The 21,087-nt window shown below is 45.0% G+C and carries 16 protein-coding genes; 9 read left to right on the forward strand and 7 right to left on the reverse strand.

What is annotated here, in order from left to right; all coding sequences use genetic code 11:
• Nucleotides 1-143: 143 nt before the first annotated feature.
• The 6 genes from A3GW_RS0104300 (at nucleotide 144) to A3GW_RS0104325 (ending at nucleotide 6,147) form a co-directional block, all read left to right on the forward strand.
• A complete protein-coding gene (locus A3GW_RS0104300) occupies nucleotides 144-2,525 on the forward strand; it encodes a bifunctional 2',3'-cyclic-nucleotide 2'-phosphodiesterase/3'-nucleotidase (protein WP_018368087.1) in 2,382 nt (793 codons plus the stop codon).
• Between the two features lie 74 nt (nucleotides 2,526-2,599).
• Nucleotides 2,600-2,956 carry a hypothetical protein gene (locus A3GW_RS0104305; RefSeq protein WP_018368088.1) on the forward strand — a complete coding sequence of 119 codons (357 nt, stop codon included), beginning with the start codon at nucleotides 2,600-2,602 and terminating at the stop codon, nucleotides 2,954-2,956.
• The gene (locus tag A3GW_RS0104310) at nucleotides 2,949-3,290 is read left to right on the forward strand and encodes a hypothetical protein (RefSeq protein WP_018368089.1); all 342 of its coding nucleotides are present in this window, start codon (nucleotides 2,949-2,951) and stop codon (nucleotides 3,288-3,290) included. The genes A3GW_RS0104305 and A3GW_RS0104310 overlap by 8 nt, the downstream gene beginning before the upstream one ends.
• Before the next feature lie 127 nt (nucleotides 3,291-3,417).
• The gene (locus tag A3GW_RS0104315; protein WP_018368090.1) at nucleotides 3,418-4,452 is read left to right on the forward strand and encodes a M42 family metallopeptidase; all 1,035 of its coding nucleotides are present in this window, start codon (nucleotides 3,418-3,420) and stop codon (nucleotides 4,450-4,452) included.
• 47 nt (nucleotides 4,453-4,499) lie between these two features.
• Complete coding sequence (locus tag A3GW_RS0104320; RefSeq protein WP_018368091.1) at nucleotides 4,500-5,003, forward strand: kinase; 504 nt, start codon at nucleotides 4,500-4,502, stop codon at nucleotides 5,001-5,003.
• A 34-nt stretch (nucleotides 5,004-5,037) separates the two neighbouring features.
• The gene (locus A3GW_RS0104325; RefSeq protein ID WP_018368092.1) at nucleotides 5,038-6,147 is read left to right on the forward strand and encodes a zinc metalloprotease; all 1,110 of its coding nucleotides are present in this window, start codon (nucleotides 5,038-5,040) and stop codon (nucleotides 6,145-6,147) included.
• Between the two features lie 29 nt (nucleotides 6,148-6,176).
• On the opposite strand, the gene A3GW_RS0104330 is transcribed toward A3GW_RS0104325, so the two are convergent.
• Nucleotides 6,177-6,983, reverse strand: coding sequence for a formate/nitrite transporter family protein (locus A3GW_RS0104330; RefSeq protein ID WP_018368093.1), 807 nt, complete (start codon nucleotides 6,981-6,983; stop codon nucleotides 6,177-6,179).
• A 161-nt stretch (nucleotides 6,984-7,144) separates the two neighbouring features.
• Nucleotides 7,145-9,841: a phosphoenolpyruvate carboxylase gene (gene ppc, locus A3GW_RS0104335; protein ID WP_018368094.1), complete on the reverse strand. Its 2,697-nt coding sequence runs from the start codon at nucleotides 9,839-9,841 to the stop codon at nucleotides 7,145-7,147.
• Between the two features lie 151 nt (nucleotides 9,842-9,992).
• Here ppc and pepF point away from each other — a divergent pair, with 151 nt between their 5' ends.
• Complete coding sequence (gene pepF / locus A3GW_RS0104340; protein ID WP_018368095.1) at nucleotides 9,993-11,789, forward strand: oligoendopeptidase F; 1,797 nt, start codon at nucleotides 9,993-9,995, stop codon at nucleotides 11,787-11,789.
• 300 nt (nucleotides 11,790-12,089) lie between these two features.
• Here the strand turns inward: pepF and A3GW_RS0104345 are convergent, their stop codons facing one another.
• From A3GW_RS0104345 to A3GW_RS0104365, 5 genes are all read right to left on the reverse strand, one after another.
• Nucleotides 12,090-13,016 carry an ATP-binding cassette domain-containing protein gene (locus A3GW_RS0104345; protein WP_018368096.1) on the reverse strand — a complete coding sequence of 309 codons (927 nt, stop codon included), beginning with the start codon at nucleotides 13,014-13,016 and terminating at the stop codon, nucleotides 12,090-12,092.
• A gap of 3 nt (nucleotides 13,017-13,019) precedes the next feature.
• Nucleotides 13,020-14,078: an ABC transporter ATP-binding protein gene (locus A3GW_RS0104350; RefSeq protein WP_018368097.1), complete on the reverse strand. Its 1,059-nt coding sequence runs from the start codon at nucleotides 14,076-14,078 to the stop codon at nucleotides 13,020-13,022.
• 8 nt (nucleotides 14,079-14,086) lie between these two features.
• Complete coding sequence (gene oppC, locus A3GW_RS0104355; RefSeq protein WP_018368098.1) at nucleotides 14,087-15,013, reverse strand: oligopeptide ABC transporter permease OppC; 927 nt, start codon at nucleotides 15,011-15,013, stop codon at nucleotides 14,087-14,089.
• Complete coding sequence (locus A3GW_RS0104360) at nucleotides 15,013-16,515, reverse strand: ABC transporter permease (protein ID WP_018368099.1); 1,503 nt, start codon at nucleotides 16,513-16,515, stop codon at nucleotides 15,013-15,015. Before A3GW_RS0104360 ends, oppC begins: the two co-directional genes overlap by 1 nt.
• A gap of 71 nt (nucleotides 16,516-16,586) precedes the next feature.
• Entirely contained in the window at nucleotides 16,587-18,563 is a 1,977-nt protein-coding gene (locus A3GW_RS0104365; protein ID WP_018368100.1) for a peptide ABC transporter substrate-binding protein, read from the reverse strand.
• A gap of 289 nt (nucleotides 18,564-18,852) precedes the next feature.
• Between A3GW_RS0104365 and A3GW_RS0104370 the strand changes: the two genes are divergently transcribed.
• On the forward strand, nucleotides 18,853-20,091 hold the full coding sequence (locus A3GW_RS0104370; RefSeq protein WP_018368101.1) for a serine hydrolase: 1,239 nt from the start codon (nucleotides 18,853-18,855) through the stop codon (nucleotides 20,089-20,091).
• Nucleotides 20,092-20,199: 108 nt separating this feature from the next.
• Nucleotides 20,200-20,622, forward strand: coding sequence for a hypothetical protein (locus A3GW_RS0104375; protein WP_149036266.1), 423 nt, complete (start codon nucleotides 20,200-20,202; stop codon nucleotides 20,620-20,622).
• Nucleotides 20,623-21,087: the final 465 nt, after the last annotated feature.

Below are 21,087 nucleotides of genomic sequence, written 5' to 3' on the forward strand. Positions count from 1 at the left end.
ATTTTTAATGATAAGCCTAAAACTTCTAACAAGACTTTAAAATTCATCAATATTCTGTTTTCAACCGTTATCAATTAAACGTATTGCCAATTTCATCTTATTCGTGTATAATAATCTTACCGTTTTTGAAAAGGAGATTGAAAATGTCTAAATACTACCGCACAAAGACTGCTGTGCTTTTAGCAACTCTTTTAGCTACTGCCAGCACAAGCCTTGTCAAGGCTGAGGAAAATCAGCCAACAAGCCCTGAGCAAAACAATCCGCTCAATGCAACGCTAAATCAACCATCAACACAGACGGATGATCAAGCAGCAGCTTCATCAACCAGCACCGCTCCTCAAAATGCAGAAACAGCTGCTACCGCAACGAACGGTGAGGAGTTTATCGCACCAGTTGAAGGGCAGACTGTTGATGTTCGCATCCTGTCCACGACTGACCTCCACACCAACTTAGTCAACTATGACTACTACCAAGATAAGCCATCTCAAAACCTTGGATTAGCTAAAACCGCTGTGCTTATTGAGGAAGCCAAAGCAGAGAATAGCAACGTTGTTCTTGTTGATAACGGTGACACCATCCAAGGAACACCGCTGGGGACTTATAAGTCTACCGTTGACCCTATCGAAGCTGGTGAGCAACACCCGATGTACAAGGCGCTAACTGCTCTTGGTTTTGACGCTGGGACACTTGGGAACCACGAGTTCAACTATGGTTTAGATTATTTGGACAAGGTTGTGGCGACTGCTGGTATGCCTCTGGTAAACGCTAACGTCCTAGACGCACAAACCAACCAGCCACTCTATGACACGCACAAGATTCTCACCAAAACGTTCACAGACAAACAAGGAAATCCTGTTAGCTTAAACATTGGTATCACAGGCATCACACCGCCTCAAATCCTCAACTGGGACAAATCGCACTTGGAGGGCAAGGTCATCGTCCGTGACGCTGTCGAAGCTCTGGAAGAACTTGTTCCAAAAATCAAGCAAGCAGGTGCTGATATTGTACTGGTACTCTCCCATTCAGGTATCGGTGATGATGTCTATGATAAGGGAGAAGAAAATGTTGGCTATCAAATCGCAGGCATTTCTGGGGTTGATGCCGTTGTGACAGGGCATTCTCACGCAGAGTTCCCAGCAGGAGGCAAGGGGTTCTACAGCCGTTATCCTGGTGTCGATGATGTTAACGGTTTGATTAACGGCACTCCAGTTACCATGGCAGGTAAATATGGTGACCACCTCGGTGTCATCGACCTCAACCTCACCTACACTAATGGCAAATGGCAAACAAATACTGCCAAAGGCGCTATTCGGAAAATCGACACCAAATCGGAAAATGTTAACGCACAAATCTTAGCTATTGCCAAGGAAGCACACGAGGGCACAGTCGGTTATGTTCGCCAACAAGTTGGCACAACAACAGCACCGATTACAAGCTATTTCGCCTTGGTCAAAGATGACCCATCTATCCAAATCGTTAATAACGCCCAAATTTGGTATGCTAAACAAGAGCTGACAGGAACACCCGAAGCTAATCTCCCAATTTTATCTGCTGCAGCTCCATTCAAAGCTGGTGGTCGGAATTTTAGTGATGTGACCAATTACACTGATATCCCTGCTGGGCCGATCGCTATCAAAAACGTGGCTGATCTCTACCTCTATGACAATGTGACAGCTATCCTAAAACTGACAGGCGCTGATATTAAAGAATGGCTAGAGATGTCAGCTGGGCAGTTCAACCAGATTGACCCAAGCAGCAAAGACCCTCAATACCTTGTCAACGCAGACTATCGCACTTATAACTTTGATGTGATTGATGGATTGACCTATCGCTATGACATCACACAACCAGCCAAATACGACCGCAACGGTAAGCTGGTTAATGCAGATGCTAGTCGTCTCCGTGATGTCTCTTATCAAGGACAACCGCTAGATGAGCAGCAAGAATTTATCGTGGTGACCAACAACTATCGTGCTAACGGCAACTTCCCTGGCGTGGTCAAGGCAAGCCTCAATAAACTGCTCAATTTAGAGAATCGCCAAGCCATTATCAACTACATCATTTCTGAAAAGACAATCAACCCGTCAGCTGATAATAACTGGGGCTTTACCGACAGCATCAAAGGGCTGGATGTTCGCTTCCTCTCTGCCGATAGTGCTAAAAGCCTAGTGGCTAATGCCAAGGACATTACTTATCTCAATCCAGCTGAGAAGAATGACGGCTTTGGTGAATTCCGTCTGGTTTATGTCGAACCAGAGCTAGAACTAGAACCAAATCAGGAACAAGAGGCTAATGTTCCATCTACTCCTGACAACAAGCGGCAACTGGATGACATCGAGCGCCAAGAGATTCGTGCGATTGTTGCCAAGGCCTTTAATGCCCCTCAAGCACAGGCAACCCAAACAAGCACCTCTGCTCAGCAATTACCAAAAACAGGCGATAGCAACACCGCTTTGCTAAGCTTGTTAGGGGTACAGATTTTGGGAAGTCTCGGCCTACTAGCCCGCCGGCCTAAGCAGGACTAAGAACTTGTAAAAACGACAAGAAGATTCTTTCTTGCCGTTTTTATGTTATACTATTTTAGTAGGAGGTTAGTGGCATGACAAGGACAATGTTACTGAAATTTCTGCGTGAGCTCTCGCTGGGATATTGTTTGCTGTCTCTGGTTGCTCTAGGAATTATGCTTGTGCACGGTGAGCCTAGCTTTCACTTCAATCGACCACTGGGCGGTGGAATTTGGATGATAGCTATCCTCAGGCATCTACCTTATAAGGGCTGGGGTAAGTTTTGGCTTGGACTTGGGGTGCCAATTTTAGTTGCTTGGCTATGGCTTGCCTTTTTTCCACAGGGGCTGATGGTCTCGCATGTTCAGCTTATCTGGCTTAGTCTAGCTTATCTAGTAGCTGGTGGACTCTGTCATGTTTACTTGCAGAAAGGAAGAAAAAATAATGACTAAACGAATTGCCTTAACAATCGCTCGTGAGGTTTTTCTGGGAACTGCTCTATCACTCTGTCTCATCGCCCTCTTGATGGTCGCCAAAGGAGACGAGAGTTATTTACTGCGTTTCTTGTTCAGTACAATTTTCTTGGTAACAGCTGTTTTCAGACATAGCACCTATACAAGCTGGAAAAAATTAGGGCTAATCATTTTACCCATCATAGCTTTAGAATTTATCTGGTTTTCCTTGACCTCTGGCTTAGTCCTGACCTTGGGACAGGTGCTTCTATACGGTCTGGCGCAAGCTAGTCTAGGGCTGCTCTTACCCTTAGGTCTTCGGACGAACTCCTAAGGGTAAGAGCCCTATCTCTGGTCTCACAGGCTCGGTAGAAGTACCTCTAGTCACTAATCACTCGTTTCAAGAAACTGGACTTACTGTCCATCTGCTCTGCTATTTCCCAAAAAAAGAAAGGACACCTATGACAACTATCGACTACATCACACAACTGACCGCTATCCCATCGCCGACAGGGTTTACGCGCCACATCATGGACTGGGTGCAGACCGAGGTCGAGGGGATGGGCTATGCAGCAACTCGAACACCAAAGGACGGGCTACTCGTCACCATCAAGGGGGCAAATGATGACAAGCACCGCCTCTTGACGGCTCACCTCGACACGTTAGGCGCCATGGTACGGGCTATCAAACCTGACGGTCGCCTGAAAATAGCCCTAGTCGGTGGCTTTACCTACAACGCTATCGAGGGTGAAAACTGTACCATTCATGTGGCGAAAACTGGTCATCAACTATCAGGTACAATCCTGCTCCACCAGACCAGTGTCCATGTCTATCGTGACGCTGGTAAGCTAGAACGTCAGCAGGACAATATGGAAATTCGACTGGACGAGAAAGTGAAAACAGCTGAAGAGACACGGGCTCTGGGTATTGAGGTCGGTGATTTCATCTCTTTCGACCCACGAACGGTGGTGACAGAGACCGGCTTTATCAAGTCCCGCCATCTGGATGACAAGGTTTCCGCAGCCATTCTCCTCAATTTGCTCAAGACCTACAAGGCTGAACAAGTTGAATTGCCTTATACGACGCATGTTTACTTCTCCTCTTTTGAGGAGGTGGGACACGGGGCCAACTCAAGCATTCCTGCAAAGACCGTCGAGTACATCGCTGTTGACATGGGGGCAATGGGGGACGACCAGCAGACCGACGAATACACCGTCTCCATTTGTGTCAAAGACGCGTCAGGACCTTATCATTACGGCCTGCGCCAGCATTTGGTTGCCCTCGCTGAACAGGAACAAATTCCCTATAAGCTGGATATCTACCCCTACTACGGTTCGGATGCTTCGGCAGCCATGTCCGCAGGGGCTGAGGTCCGTCACGGGCTTCTAGGAGCTGGTATCGAGTCCAGCCATGCTTACGAGCGCACCCACACCGATTCTGTCCAAGCTACCGAACGACTGGTTGATGCTTATCTCAAGAGTGAGATGATTGATTAGCGTTGCTCAGCCTGCCGCTCGATTCTCTGACAAGAAAGGATAATCTAATGACCACTCTTATCCTCATTCGAGGCAACGCTGGTAGTGGAAAAACCACGCTGGCAACCGTCCTCCAACAGCAACTGGGCGAAAATACCCTGCTCCTCTCTCAAGATCTCCTTCGCCGCACTATGCTAAATGCCAAGGACGGCACAAACACGCCGACTATCCCACTCCTCATGAGCTTACTGGACACAGGCAAAACACTTTGTGACACCATTATCATCGAGGGGATATTTCGTTCCGACTGGTATGCACCAGTCTTTGATAAGATAGCTGAGCAGTTTTCTGACCAACTCCACGCTTATTACTACGATTTACCCTTTGAGGAGACTCTCCGCAGGCATCAGACCCGAGCCAAAGCAGCTGAATTTGGTGAAGAAGCCCTTCGCCGCTGGTGGGTCGACAAGGACTACCTCACTCAGATACCTGAAACCCTGCTCCCACAAAACCTAAGTTTAGAGGAGGCTGTTCAGCTCGTCTTGGCAGAGGTGGCGACAACATCGCTTTAGTCATCTGATTGCCTCATCAATTAAGGAAAAAATAATGAAACTATTAAAATCAATACTCGCATTTATTAGCTTTATGGGCTTAGGATTTGTCGGTGGCTGGCTGATTTCAAGCTTTTTATCGACAAGCCTTCAGACCATTGATGTCCCTGCCAGTCAAGGATGGCTACTATTGCCACTAACAATCATTTGCTTTTTACTGGCTGGTATCTTACAAATTGCCATTCATGAGGCTGGGCATGTCTTTTTTGGCTGGCTAACGGGTTATCGGTTCCTCAGTTATCGTCTGCTCAATCTCCACTGGCAGCGTGTTGATGGCAAACTAAAACTCTTTCGCCATAGTCTCGCTGGAACTGCTGGGCAGGCTTTGATGATACCGCCCCAGCCTGTTGAGGGCAAAATCCCCTACGTCCTCTCTAATCTCGGTGGAGGCTTGGCCAACCTCATCACCTTGCCGCTCTGCTATGGTCTGACTTATTTCATTCCTCAATTTGCTCTACTTTGGGACACGCTAGCTTTCTTTGGGTTAATCGGTGCCCTGACAAACTTGATCCCACTGGGCAAGACGTTTCCTAACGATGGCTATAACATCTACTCGATTGCCAAGCACCCACTAGGCTCGCTCTACTTTTATGCTCAACTAGCCGTTCATGCCCAGATGACACAAGGCGTGCCCTATCAGGACATGCCAAAAGATCTCTTTCTCATCCCAGAAAAAGAAGACATCACAAATCCCATCATTTTTAGCGCCAGCCTGAACTGGGTCAATCGCCTGATGGCTATGGAACAGTTTGAAGAAGCACGAAATTATCTGGACAGCTTGGCTATTGACCAACAGCCGCTCAGTCAGATTTATCGGGTTCTAGGGAAAATCACGCTGAGCTATCTGGAATTGCTTTGCCAGCAGACCACAAGTATTCCTTTTGACAAAGAGGACTGGAAGCTGATTGGCGCTCTGAGCAAGTCCCAGCCGATGGCCGCCGTCTTTGCCTATGCCTACCATTCCTTAGTTGATGGCGATGATAAAAAAGCGGAGCAGGCCTTAGAGCAGTTTACTAAACTGGCAAAAACCTATCCCTATCCTGTCGACTATGCCGATGAAGCGTCGCGCTTACAACGATTTCAGGACATCATGAAAACAAAATGAAAATTCAGCGATTGACTCGCTGAATTTTTTTAGTCAACATAAAGTTTTGATTTATTACTCAACCAGCTATACAGGAGACCGATTAAGATTCCTCCGCCGACATAGTTGCCCAGAGCTGCAAAGAGGAAGTTAGATAAGACACTAAGGACAGTCATCCCCTCAATACCACTTCCGAAGGAGAAGAAGGCTAAGGAGAAGAGTGAGAAGTTTGCGATCACGTGCTCGTAGCCTAAGAAGGCAAAGATAAAGATAATAAAAATCAGAGCAATCACACGTCCTGCGTCGTCCTTCATTCGCATAGAAACGAAAACAGCAATATTAACAACGATATTGGCGAAAACACCTTCTACAAACTGGGTCAGGGGAGTTTTTGCCAACTTGGCCACAGCTGCCTCAATCAGGTAACTGTCTGCTTCTACATGACCAGCTTGAAATGGTGTGGTGAAAGACAACAGAAAAGTGATAATCACCGCACCAACAAAGTTAAAGAAGATACAGGTAGCTAGAATTTTGAGGGCCGTTTTGAATGGAATCACCTTACGATGGACTGCTGAGGTCATGTACATCATGTTGGATGTCCCTAACTCCGCATTCATATAAAGAATCATCACCAAGCACCAGCCAAACATCAAAGAATAGCTAAATTTCCCGAGACCGTCAACAATATGATTGAGCTTGTCCGCTGTATAAGCTGAAATGGCTAGACCAATTGCCAAGTAAACACTTGCCATGATCGCACGAACGGCGTAGGCCCAGAAATTGGTCTCAATCAAATCAGCCTTTTTCTTAATGCTTTTGTCAATGTTATAAATCAGTGTATCCTGATGTTCTGCCATATTACAGCCCTCGTTTTCTTTATCATTTTTTTCACAATACCTAGTATAGCAAAAATTGTGCCAAATAGTAAGCCTTTTTAGCAGAAAAAGAAGAAATTATACTGAAAACGGTTCGCTAAACCATCACGAGAGAAAAATAGGACTTGCTAAGAGAAAATTGTTTAGCCTGAGTTTCTAAGCCCTGTCGCAATGCCATTGATGGTCGTATGGATCTGCTTGAGCGCTGTCTCGTCCAACTCCCCTCGTCGGAGACGTTTAATCAATTCAATTTGGACATAATTGAGGACATTGAAGTAAGGGAGGCGGTAGTCTAAACTGGCTTTTAGGAACGGCAAATCTTCCAACAATTCCTCATGCTGCTCAATCGCTAAAATCATGTCCTTGGTCAACTGCCACTCGTCCAAAATCAGATTGAAGACCTCACGCACCTCAGGAGACTCGCACATCTGAGCATACTGGAAGGCGATGTTCATGTTGGATTTGGATAAAACCATGTCAACATTTGACAACAGTGAGTTAAAGAAGGGCCATTTTTGATACATGTCTTGCAGTTTAGACAGATGGCTAGGGTCTTTATCAATAAAGTGTTTAAAGCTAGAACCAACCCCATACCAACCTGGCAACATGACGCGGTTCTGTGACCAAGAAAAGACCCAAGGAATAGCACGCAAGCCAGAAATATCAGTGATGGTCTTACGCGCCGCAGGACGAGACCCGATATTGAGGCTTGAAACCTCACGAATCGGACTAGCCGCAAAGAAATACTCGTAAAAATGCTCATGTCCAAACACCAAATCACGATAGCTATCGTAACTGTCTGTCACAATCTCGTCCATCGTATCACGGTAATTATCAATCTGTGTTTCATCCGTAATCATCTGCGTCACCATACGGTTCAAGGTCGCGGACAGTAACATTTCCAGATTGTAGTAGGCAGTGTCTTTATTGCCGTACTTATTGCCGATCACTTCACCTTGCTCAGTGACCCGAATACGATCTTTTATCGACCCAAAGGGCTGTGAGGTGATGGCATCATAGGATGGTCCACCGCCGCGACCAACGGTTCCACCGCGACCGTGGAAGAAGGTGATAGCAACACCGTGAGCATCTCCAATTTGAGTCAGTTCATTTTGCGCCTTGTAGAGCGTCCAACCTGAAGCAAGATAGCCACCATCCTTGTTAGAATCAGAGTAGCCCAACATGATTTCTTGATAGCCCTTGTTCCCTGCAATCCAAGTCTTAGCCACATCTAGGGACAGGTAACGTCGCATGATGTCGCCAGCATTGTCCAAATCCTCGATGGTTTCAAACAGCGGTACAATCTGAATACGGGCAAAAGCCTTATCGACCAAACCAACTTCTTTTAACAGCACAGCAAGTTCTAGCAAATCCGAGACGCTTTCTGAGTGCGAAATGATGTGTTGTTTAATAATGTCCTCACCCATCTTATCTTTGAGCTCGCGAGCTGTTTGGTAGATGGCTAGTTCCGAAATGAGTAGGTCAGACTTTTCTTGATTGGTCGCAGACAACAGACGCGGGTCGTGTTCCAACTGATAAAGCAAGACCCGACATTTATCCTCCTCTGACAGAGCGGTATAGTCTGCCTCGATATTGGCCGAGCGGAGCAGCTCTGCTACGCATGCTTCATTGATTGATGAGTCTTGACGCATATCGATGGAGGCGAGATAAAAGCCAAAAATCTCCACAGCCTGCAAAAGTTCTGAAAAGTCACCGTCTACAAGGGTTCCTCCCCCGTGAGCCTGCAGCGATTCTTTCAAAATCACTAAGTCTCGCTGAAAGGCATCAGACGTCTCATAACGCGGCGACTCCTCTCCCTGGTCTAACAAGTAAGCAAGAGTATTGACCAACTTTTTCTCAATATAGGTCAAGGCACGACGGTAAAGTTCTTTTTCACGGAACTCTGATGAGTCTGTTGACAGCTCTGCCATGGCCTGCAAGGCGGCAGAAGCCCCCACGTAGTTCGTTGACAGTGAGAAAATTTTGTAAAGGCTAGCGATTTTGTCCAAATAATAGCTTAAAATCACCTCAGCTTGTGTTGTGGCAGACAAGCGAAGCGTATCAGCTGTCACAAACGGATTGCCATCACGATCCCCGCCAATCCACATCCCCATCGTGATCGGCTTAGGGTTATCCAGTTCAATGCCTCTATCAGCTGCCAGTGCCTTGTACTGCCCCACCAGACTAGTGATGGCTTGAATCAAGGATTGGTTGTAGTACTCCGTTACATTGCTGATTTCGTTTTTAACCTTGAGCTTTTTCTCTCGGATAATGTCCGACTGCATGATCAGCTCGATATGGCGACGAAGGTCAGCTAGCCACTTGTCTTGGTTGACCAAACCTGCTTTGACATCGCGATATTTTCGTAATAAGAGATGAATCTGATTGGTCAACCCCAGCATGGTACGACGCTGTACCTGAGTTGGATGTGCTGTTAAAACCGGAACAACATTGACCTGCTCTAAAATCCGTTTGGCATCATGGTCTGAGGCAACAGCGTCCAAAGTCAGCGACAGTTTCCCCAGATAATCCTGATTGGTATTATTTTGGTAATTGACCTCATAAGCTAAGTCGACATCCTCTGAGATATTGATCAGTAAGGGCAAAATCGAAAAATAACGGGACACAATTTCCATCTGTTGGGTGTCCAAACTAGCCACCTCAGCCTCCAAACCTTGGTAGGCTTGCCGGCGAGACAAGTCTGTCAGGCGTTCAATCACCTCAAACTGCTCATCACCAATCATTCGGCGTGTCACATCCTCCAGCAGTTGCTGCAAGATGGCGACTTCCTCCTGAACAGCAGCCTTATTGTTATTACTTTCGAGTTTTTTGATGGTCATCCGTCGCCTCACTTTCTTGGTTTTGGACATGGCAGAGCTTGCCACTAAGTCTTTTCATTTTACCATATTTTTAGGAAAAAGAGTAGAACTGGGGAAATGATGGATTTTTTGCTATAATAGTCAATGACTAACGATAAAGGAGACAACACAAATGAAACAACGTGCCCGTTCAGAATTTCCAGAAAATGAACTCTGGGACTTAACCGCTCTCTACAAAGACCGCGAAGATTTTCTAAATGCGATGGAAAAGACCTTAGAGGACATCAGCCTCTTTAGCCGCAACCATCAACACTTGCAAACGGTTGACGAGTTCACCGCTGCTCTGATGGAACTGGAGCAGATTTATATCGCCATCAGCCATATCAGCGCTTATGCCTTCATGCCTCAGACAACGGATTATGGGGAAGAAGAGTTCGCTCAACTTGCAGCAGCAGGGGGCGAGTTCATGACCAAGGCACGGGTTGCCTTATCCTTCTTTGATACAGCCCTTATGTCCGCTGAGCTGTCAGTCCTAGACGAGCTAGAGAAAAACCCTCAGTTCAGCTCAGCCATTCGCCAAGCAAAACTCCAGAAAAAACATGCTCTAACCCCTGAAGTGGAAAAGGCACTAGCCAATCTGCGCGAGGTGTTTGGCGCCCCTCACGACATCTATACGAAGATGCGGGCAGGCGACTATGCTATGGAAAGTTTCGAGGTTGATGGGAAAACCTATGAGAACGGTTTTGTGCTTTATGAAAACTTTTATCAGAACCATGACAATGCCGAGGTGCGTGAAAAAGCCTTCCGATCCTTCTCAGAGGGTCTTCGCAAGCACCAACATGCTGCTGCTGCTGCCTATCTTGCTCAAGTAAAATCCGAAAAACTCGTGGCAGATATGCGTGGCTATGACAGTGTCTTTGATTACCTGCTAGCTGGCCAGGAAGTTGATCGTCAACTGTTTGACCGCCAGATTGACCTGATTATGAATGACTTTGGGCCGGTAGCACAAAAATACCTCAAACATGTCGCTAAGGTTAATGGTTTAGAGAAGATGACCTTTGCAGATTGGAAACTCGACCTTGATAGCGCCCTCAACCCTGAGGTGTCTATCGACGACGCCTACGATTTGGTCATGAAAGCCTGCGCTCCTTTGACAGAAGAATACACCCGCGAAATCACTCGTTATCAAGAAGAACGCTGGGTTGACTTTGCTGCCAATACTGGTAAAGAATCTGGAGGTTACGCCAACGACCCTTACCGTGTCCATCCTTATATCCTGATGAGTTGGACTGGTCGGATGAGTGATGTCTACACCCTGATTCACGAAATCGGTCACGCTGGTCAGTTTATCTTCTCAGATAACCACCAAAGTTACTTTAACGCTCATATGTCAACTTACTTTGTCGAAGCCCCATCGACGCTTAACGAGCTGTTGCTCAGCGATTATTTGGAGAATCAACTAGACGATCCTCGGCAGAAACGCTTCGCCCTTGCTCACCGCCTAACTGACACTTACTTCCATAACTTTATCACCCATCTTCTTGAGGCGGCTTTCCAACGCCGAGTTTACACCTTGATTGAAGAGGGCAAGACGTTCGGGGCAGAACAGCTGAATGCCATCATGAAAGAGGTCCTAAGCCAGTTCTGGGGAGATGCTATTGACATTGACGATGACGCTGCGCTCACCTGGATGCGTCAAAGCCACTACTACATGGGCTTGTACAGCTATACTTATTCAGCTGGACTTGTCATTTCAACCGCTGGCTACCTCAATATCAAAAACAATCCAAATGGTGCCAAGCAATGGTTGGACTTGCTCAAATCAGGGGGTAGCCAAACACCACTCGACTCCGCCCTGATTATTGGTGCTGATATTTCTACAGATAAACCGTTGCGCGACACCATCGCCTTCCTAGACGAGACTGTTGAGCAGATTATGGCTTATTCAGCCCTATTAGGTCAAAGCTAAGTTGATTGTCTCCGAGGCACCGTTTCACAGCCTTAGACACCCCAGTAAACAAAAGAGCGAGGAAAATCCTTCCAAACCATCAAAACGCATCATGTCAGGCAAGCAAATATCTGACATGATGCGTTTTCTAAGTCCAGTCTGAAGCACCTTGAATACCTTCCCATAAAACTAGAGGCAGCAGCATGACATCATGCCAGCCCTAGTTGTGCCCTCGTCTGTTAATGCCACAGAAAAAACCACCCGTTTTGATAGATGTCCTCTATCCTTCGGGTGGTTTTTTTATTTTAGGTTATTTAAAAATCAGAGGTGCTTGCGGCGGTAATCAGCAATCTCTGCCTTGTTCCCCCAGACATAGTGACCCGGCTTGATTTCTACCATTTCAGGCTTATCAACCGAATAGTCATGCGTATCTGGATTGTAGACAATCAATTCCTTCTGGCGTTCCAAGATTGGATCTGGAATCGGCACGGCAGACAAAAGTGACTGAGTGTAGGGATGGATTGGGTTATTGAACAACTCTTCTGTCTCCGCCACCTCAACGATAACCCCCTTGTGGATAACCGCGATACGGTCTGAGATAAAGCGCACCACAGACAGGTCATGAGCAACAAAGAGATAGGTCAACCCAAGCTCGTTTTGCAACTTCTTGAGGAGGTTAAGCACCTGAGCACGGACAGACACATCAAGGGCTGAAATCGGCTCATCAGCGATAACCAACTCAGGGTGCATGACCAAGGCGCGTGCGATACCAATCCGCTGGCGTTGTCCACCTGAGAATTCATGAGGATAGCGAGTTAAATGCTCAGGCAAGAGACCAACTGCCGTAATCATCTCACGCACTTTGTTCTTGCGATCCTCTTCATTTTCGAAGAGGTTAAAGTTGTAAAGACCTTCAGAAATGATGTAATCGACAGTCGCACGGTCGTTAAGGCTAGCTGCAGGGTCTTGGAAGATCATCTGAATTTTACGAATGACCTCACGACGCTTATCCGCAGGCAATTTCCCGTTAATCTTATCCCCGTTGAATACAATATCACCCTTGCTGGTTTCATTAAGACCAATAATGGCGCGACCAATAGTTGTCTTACCTGAACCAGATTCGCCAACAAGAGAGAAGGTTTCACCTTTGTTGATAAAGAAGTTGGCATTCTTAACGGCAACAAATTTCTTTTTGCCCTCGCCAAAGGAAATTTCTAAGTCTTTAATCTCAACTAATTTTTCAGTCATTTCCTACCCCTTTCCAGCCAGTTTGGCGCTGATTTTGTCATGCAAGTTTTGAATGATGGCTGGTTTCTCAACCTTAGGTGCATCTGGATGCAAGAGCCATGTCTTAGCCCAATGAGTATCCGTAACTTGGAAAGCCGGTGGGTGCTCTTCAAAATCAATCTGCATGGCATAGTCAGAGCGAAGAGCAAAGGCATCACCTTTCAATTGCGCATAAAGAGATGGCGGTGTCCCCGGAATAGAGAACAACTCTTCGCCAGCAGCACCCAACTGTGGCAAGCTAGACAATAAGCTCCAAGTGTACGGGTGACGTGGATCATAGAAAATCTCCTCAACCGTACCAAACTCGATGATTTCCCCAGCATACATCACCGCTACCTTGTCAGCAATCGACGCCACCACACCTAAGTCATGGGTGATAAAGATAGTGGTAAAGTTATACTCACGTTGCAAGGTTTTCAGAAGAGCAATAATCTGAGCTTGAATGGTCACATCAAGCGCCGTTGTCGGCTCATCACAGATAAGAATATCTGGTTTACAAGCCAAGGCAATAGCAATAACGATCCGCTGACGCATCCCTCCAGAATACTGGAATGGGTACTCATCAAAGCGACGTTCAGGATCAGGGATACCAACCTTGACCATATAGTCAATAGCCATAGCCTTAGCTTCGGTTGGCGAAACCCCTTGGTGCTTGATAATCACTTCTGTGATCTGCTTACCAATCGTCAAAATCGGGTTAAGGCTGGTCATCGGGTCTTGGAAAATGGTTGCAATTTTTGCACCACGGATAGCCTGCCAATCGTCATTGGTCTTCAGCTCAGTTAACTCTTGACCACGGTACATCACGCTACCGCTAGCCACTCGACCGTTTGACTCTAACATACCGGTGAACACTCGCGTGAGTACAGATTTTCCAGAGCCAGATTCACCAACAAGTGCCAGCACCTCACCTTCTGTCACATCGACAGACACGCCGCGAATGGCCGTCAACACGCGGTCACGGACATCAAATTCCACCACCACATCTTTGGCAGTTAATATTACATTTTTTTGTTCTGTCATATAAACTCCTATCTATGTGAACGTGGGTCACTAGCATCTGCAAGGTTCTGACCGCTCAGGTAGAGTGAAATAGACACTAACACCAAAATAGTCAGAGGAATCCAGAATAAATACCAGTTTGTGGTGACGTTAACTGAGTAGTTTGAAATCAAGCGTCCTAAACTTGGTACTGTGATTGGAAGTCCAATTTGGAAAGCTGACAAGAAAGCTTCATAAGAAATATAACCCGGCAACATTTGCGACAACTGGGTCACAATCACTGAGATTAACTGTGGCAAGATGTTTTTGATAACCATCTTGACAGTCGGCGTTCCAAGCGTTTGACTGGCTAAGTTGTATTCCAAATCACGGTAGCGCATCACTTGCACACGGATACTGTAGGCCACGCCCATCCAACCAGTCATGGTCATGGCAAAGATAAGGTTCCAGAAACCTGTTCCCAGCGCATAACTCAAGACAATGACAATCAAGAAGCTTGGGATGTTTGAAATAATGTTGTAGATTTCAATCATCACACGGTCAAAACCTTTTGACACACCCCAAATACCACCAACGATAACACCAATAACGAGGTTAATCGTCGTTGCAATGATGGAAATGAGGATGGAGTTTCTCGCACCAAACCAAACAGCATCAAAGAGCGAGTGACCATTTTTATCCGTACCAAACCAGAACTCACCATTAGGCCAGATAAAACGTCTGGAGAAATCATTGATTTTGCTGACATCATTGTAATCATAATCTGAAAACAAAGGGTATAAGAAACTGATGAGAAGGATGAGTGTTAAAATGCTTACCATCACAATACTAGAGCGTTTTTTCCAAAATTGACGGAAAACAGACTGCCAGTAGGAATAGCTCGGCGTATCAATAACCTCAGAGGCAAAATCATCACGCTGAACAAATTGAAATTTTGATTGATTAATCGTTGACATTATTTGCCTCCTCCTTTAGTTGATAATTTGATACGTGGGTCAAGAACTGTCATGAGTAAGTCACCCAAGAATACAGCTAAAATGGAAAGGGCTGAGAAGATAAAGTTCAACCCAACAACCATGTTGATATTGTTTGCTTTGATGGCATCAATGAGCATTTTACCCATACCAGGGAAAGCAAATACGGTTTCCGTAAAGGTTGCACCCACGATAACACCCAAAATAGCACCTGGAATACCCGCAACAATCGGAACCATCGCATTTTTGAAAATGTGTCGTGTCATGATTTCTTTCTCATTGAGACCTTTAGCACGCGCAAAACGAACGTAATCGCTCAGTTTTTGGTCAACCAGATAACGACGTGTCCACAAACCTAGACTAAGTGAGCCCAAGAAACCTAGAACCAAAGCAGGTAAGATATACGAACGAATATCTTGTGCCCCGTAAGTTGGGAACAAATCAGGAAGGCCTGTCAAAGAACCCAAGAAACGGAAAACGTAGATGAAGGCAATAGATGGGATAGCAATGAGGAAGGTCAATGTCCCAGATGAAATCGAGTCAAACAACTTCCCAGAGTGCTGAGCCATGAAATAGCCTAACGGTAATGCAATCAGATAAGAAATCATCACGCCAAATATCCCAATGAGCGCAGAGTTGGCAATCATTGATGGGTCAGTCTGCAAGTTTTGAGTTTTGGTGTAGGCATCACCCTCACCAAATAGAGCAGCCGTTTTCTTATCCACACTACTTGGTGTCTGATAAGTCCGGCTATAGATGTCAATGGAGCTAGATCGCTTCGTTCCATTTGGGAAAGTCACTTCTTTTAAGAGCTTTTTCCCTTGGGTTTGAGTGATAACTTGAAGAACAGGAACCTTGCTGAAGGTTGGATAAGATACACCAAGGTTTAACTTGACAAAATTCTGATGAATAAACGGAAACTGTCCATTAAAATACAGCAGATATTTATGCTTAGTTCCTGAACCAACCAAGGCAAAACCAGCTGATGGGTCATTTTCAAAACGCAAATAACGTTCTAAATCAGGATTTTTGGCATCTTTAATACGCCATGGGTGATCAATTTCGATTAAATTGGTGAAGAAATTGAGAACACGTGAAAACATGGGGATTTCACGTGTGGCATAAAATGCCCCGCTCTCTGGAAACTGGTGAAGAGTCCAGCCATTGCCAAGAGAAGCAATGTAATCCTCATAGATTTTTTTATTGGTGTCATTCACTTCACCAGTGACTGATGGATCAAAATCGTTTGCTTTGTCCAACAACTCTTTTGATGTCCAATAGTTGATGTACCCCATTCTCTCGTAAACACCATTTTCATAGTTGACCTTTTTATCAGGCTGGGCAGCCATTTTGGTGTAGTTTGGGTCATTATTAAAAATCTTTGTCCTAGGCACCATCGTGAAAATCAACACATAAGTCAATGTGGTGATGGCAAATAAGGAGACCAAAGATCTCAATAATCGACTGAAAATATATTTCTTCATGCTATCCTCCAAATCCCAAAAGAACTTCCTCTAGGTGATTAGCGGAAGTTCTTTAGGGTTAAAGTTTCTTCTTATTTAACGTGTTTCGCGAGGTCTTCTTGAGCTTTCGCATTTGATTCTGCTTTCTCTTTCAACCATTTCTCACGAGCCGCTTCGTATTCTTTTGCTGTCACTGCATTCTCTTGCAATTTCAGGTATTTGTATGATTCTGAACCTTTGATACCTGTCCATGAGAATGAATTAGTAAAAGGTACATGTTTGCTTACAGACGGGCGACCACCAGCTGAGATAATCGGCAAGAGTACTGAGGCATCGGCAAGAGTTGCTTCTGCTTCTGCGTACTTGCTGTAGCGTGCTGCCACATCAGATGTTTCTTTTGCCGCATCAGTCAACTGTTGGTTCAATTTCTCAAGACCAAGTGTTTTCACGATTTCTGGGTTTGAGCCAGCATCAACACCAATAATCTTCAAGTTTTCACCTTTTTCTGGGTTAAAGACGTCAAGGAAAGTTGATGGGTCTTGGAAGTCAGGTCCCCAACCAGATACAGTTGAGATATCGTAGTCTTCTTGTGAGGCATTTTGTGCATAGTAAGTTGCTGCATACAACGGATCTTCGTCCATTGGCAAGATGTCGATTTGGACATTCTCAGCACCAAGCGTTGACTCGATTGATTCTTTGATAGATCCAACACGGCTCATCATCAAATCAGATGTTTGAAGAGCTGGGATATCGATACGGATTGGGAAGGTTACTCCTTGAGCTTCCAATTCCTTCTTAGCTTTGTCAAACTCAGCTTTTGCTTTCTCTGGGTTGTAAAGACCGTCCTGAGCGTCTGAGAAGTCAACGTCTTTCCACTCTGAGCTATGAGCCGCCATCTTTTCAGCAAAGATCTCCCCGTAAGTTTGCTCACCAACGTTTACAAAAGTTGGTGCAGTCAACATGTTACGGATACCTTTAGTTTTGGCATCTTCACCAGCTGCTTGAGCGTGGTAGTTGGCACGGCTGATCGCAAAGTTAAGAGCTTGACGGAAGTCTTTGTTTAAGAGAGCTTTCTTGGTAGATTCTTTCTCTGCGTCAGTTGTTTTTGCTGTATGATTGTAGCTGGTACGGTTAACGTTGATAGCGCCGTAGTAAATCGTACCATTTTGCTGACCATAGACGATGTTGTCTGCAAACTTCTCTTTTACTGAAGAGTAGTTAGATGCGTTTGGCAAGATAGTTGCTGCGGTAAACACACCTTTTTCAAATTGATCGATAAAGGTTGACATATCTGAACCATCAGTGTAAGTCAACTTGATGTTTTCGATAGCTACTTTATCAGCATCCCAATAGTTAGGGTTTTTCGTGTATTCAAGTGATGACTTAGCTGTCATTGCAGAAATCAAGTATGGTCCGCTGTAAAGGATGCTGCTTGGGTCAGCTGAACCGAAGTCGTCGCCTTTACTTTCCAAGAATTCTGCATTAACTGGGAAGAGAATACCCATGGTCAATTTAGAGTTCCAGTAAGGCTCTGGCTGTGTCAAAGTGTATTGAACAGTTTTCTCATCAATGGCTTTGATGCCAACAGTTGAGAAGTCTTTTGTTTCACCTTTAACGTAGGCATCCAATCCTGCGATAGAGTTTTGAACGAGGTAGAGAGCTTCTGCATCACCTGAATGATCGGCAGCATATTTCAAACCAGTTACAAAATCTTCGGCAGTCACATTAGCGTATTCTTCGCCTTCAACAGTAAACCACTTGGCATCATCACGAAGAGTGTAGGTATAAGTCAAACCATCTTGAGAAACTGTCCAGTCTTCAGCAAGTGATGGTACAAAGTTACCGTACTCATCATTTTCTAAGAGACCATCTACAACGTTACCAATAATATCTCCAGTTGAGTTCTTGTTCACCAAAAGATAGTTCAATGACTCAGGGTCGCTATTATAAGCGTAAGTATAGGTTGTTGGAGCTGATGAGCTGCTTGATGAACCATTACCACAAGCTGCCAAAACAGCCGCAGATAACAAGGTCACACCACCAAGGGCAAGAATTCTGCTTTTCTTCATAGGATTTACCTCAATTTTTTCTTTTTATAAACAGCCAAGTTTTGGGTTTATGTTCTCCATTATACCATAAAAAAATCTTAATGCAAGTGATTATTCTGAAAATTTCGCATTTCTTTTAAGATTTTTTTGAGCTTTTTCTGACTTTCTCCGATTTTTTGGCTGTTTTAGCACCTTTTATGTCAGGTAATGTCACATCGCTTTGTGCGGTATAGAAGATACACCTATCGAATTCTTATTTCTTCGAGATGTGTTATAATAGAGAAAACATCGCACACAAGGAGCCTGCGCAATGAAAAAATATTTGGTTGGTTTAGTTCTACTCGTTAGCCTAGTCATACCGCCCCTAGCCTTTGCCTCAACCATTGAACTTCCAGCAAAGGCTGGAATGGCAGTTGAGGTTCGCACAGGAAAAATCCTCTACGAAAAGAATGCTGATCAAAAAGTCCCTGTCGGTAATCTTAGTCGCTTGCTAACTCTCTACCTCGTTTATGATGCTGTTAAGGCAAAGCGAATCAACTGGGACGATAAGGTGACCATCAATGACTATGCTCTGCAATTAACCCAAGAGCCAGATATCCCAAATGTCACCTTTACCCATCCGCAGTACAGCGTGAAAGATCTTACCAAAGCTAGCCTCATCTCTGCCTCAAGTTCTGCCTCTGTTGCTCTGGCTGAGCACGTCGCAGGCAGTGAGCAAGAAGCCGTCGAGGAAATGCGACGCCTCTTGGATAACTGGGGCATTAAGAAACACTCATTGGTCAATGCCTCAGGGGTAAACAACCGTTATCTGGGAGACTACCGTTTAGAAAACAGTCCTGAAGACGCTGAAAATCAGCTGTCTGCTCGAGATCTAGCCATCATCAGCTATCGTCTCATCAATGATTTCCCAGAGGTCTTAGAACTATCTGAAGCCACTCAGGGTAATTTTGGTGGCGAACCAATTCCGACTTACAACTACCTGCTGGAAAATATGCCTTATGCTCGCCTTGACACTTACGGTCTAATAACGGGAACATCGACAGACGCAGGGTCTGGTCTGATTAGTCTCTCCTACGAGAACCGCATGCAGGTTCTGAGCATCTTTTTGGACGTTGATGGTGGTCGTGAGGATAGCGATAAGCGCTTCCTGGTTGCTCATGATTTTTTGAATCAAATTGCTGAGCAGTTCCATTTGCAAAAGGTCTTGCCAGCCAGCACTAGCTATAAAGACACGCCTGCACCTGTCTTAGACGGTGTCGTGGATAAGGTTTCTGCCGTTACGCAAGATGATTTTTATGTCGTCACAACTCCAGATACTGTTGACAACGTTCAGTTAAAGGCTGTCTTTCCCGATAAAACAAACTACGCCCCCATCAAAGAGGGACAAGTGGTCGGGCAAGTAGTCTTTGATGATAAAAAACTGGTTGGAAAAGGGTATCTTGCAGACTTACCAAGTATGTCCCTCATCGCCGAAAATGAGGTCGCAAGGACTAACCTTCTAAAGATTATCTGGAATCACTTTGTCCAATATATCATCGATAACCTCTGATTAACCTTATTACTCTCTATAGATCCGCTCACTAACACCAGTACTACAGTCCATGAAAGTAAGTATCATGAGAAAAAAGTTCTCCTCGCTTTAGTCATATCTAGCATAGTGATTTCTATTTTGAACACAGCAGCAATTGCTAGGACTGTTAGGAGACTCCATCTGTTTGATGCAAAACACCCCATTAAAACATCCAGTTTCGACCATTATACTCTTGACCTTTTCCAAAATGGCGAGCAAGTAACCGTTGAAATTTATTCCAGCTACCCTTGGTTTGAAGGTAAAACCTTGCTTGCATCATTTCCTACCAAACTCGATAAAGGAGAGGTCTCTGTTTTTTGGAAACACCTTGAACTGGAAAAAGAGGCTGGTTCAATAGAGACCATCATGCTTGCAGTTGACATCAACAGTGAGGATGGAACCCATCGGATTTATGATGGCTATCTTGTCAATTCTCAAGCAGTTGATATAGACGATTTTTTTACCCTTCAAGACATTGATACCACAGAACACCCCTCTAAAGTCGACTAGCATTAGCTTGTCAAACACTAAAGTCCCTAGAACTGTCATCTTCTAGGGACTTTTTCACGGCTAAAACCGAATCGTCTAATCATTTTTTAGGTGGCAACCCACACCTCAAGCAACATATTATCTACTTTTTCAGTTTAACCTTGAATAAATGAGATTTTCCCACATTTCAGAGCAACAAAAACATACTAAGATTAGTAGTGAGGAAATCTCCGACGGGAGAGAGTACTCACTACTTTTTTCATTCTCAAGATGATAAAGTAGAGGTGTCTTGTTAAGTCGTGGGGCTTTTTGACGCTAGACGTCGCAACAAAAACTGGCAAGACACCTGTTTTAGAAAGAATGTTATCAAAGTATGTGGGACGCTAGACGTCGAGTATTGAAAATGACATCTCTAAAACAAGGAATCATTCAAGACAAAGAGGTAGTATCATGCGTGCAGTTTTCGGGATTGATGTGAGTAAGGCA

The organism is Streptococcus entericus DSM 14446 (assembly GCF_000380025.1).
Lineage (GTDB): Bacteria > Bacillota > Bacilli > Lactobacillales > Streptococcaceae > Streptococcus > Streptococcus entericus.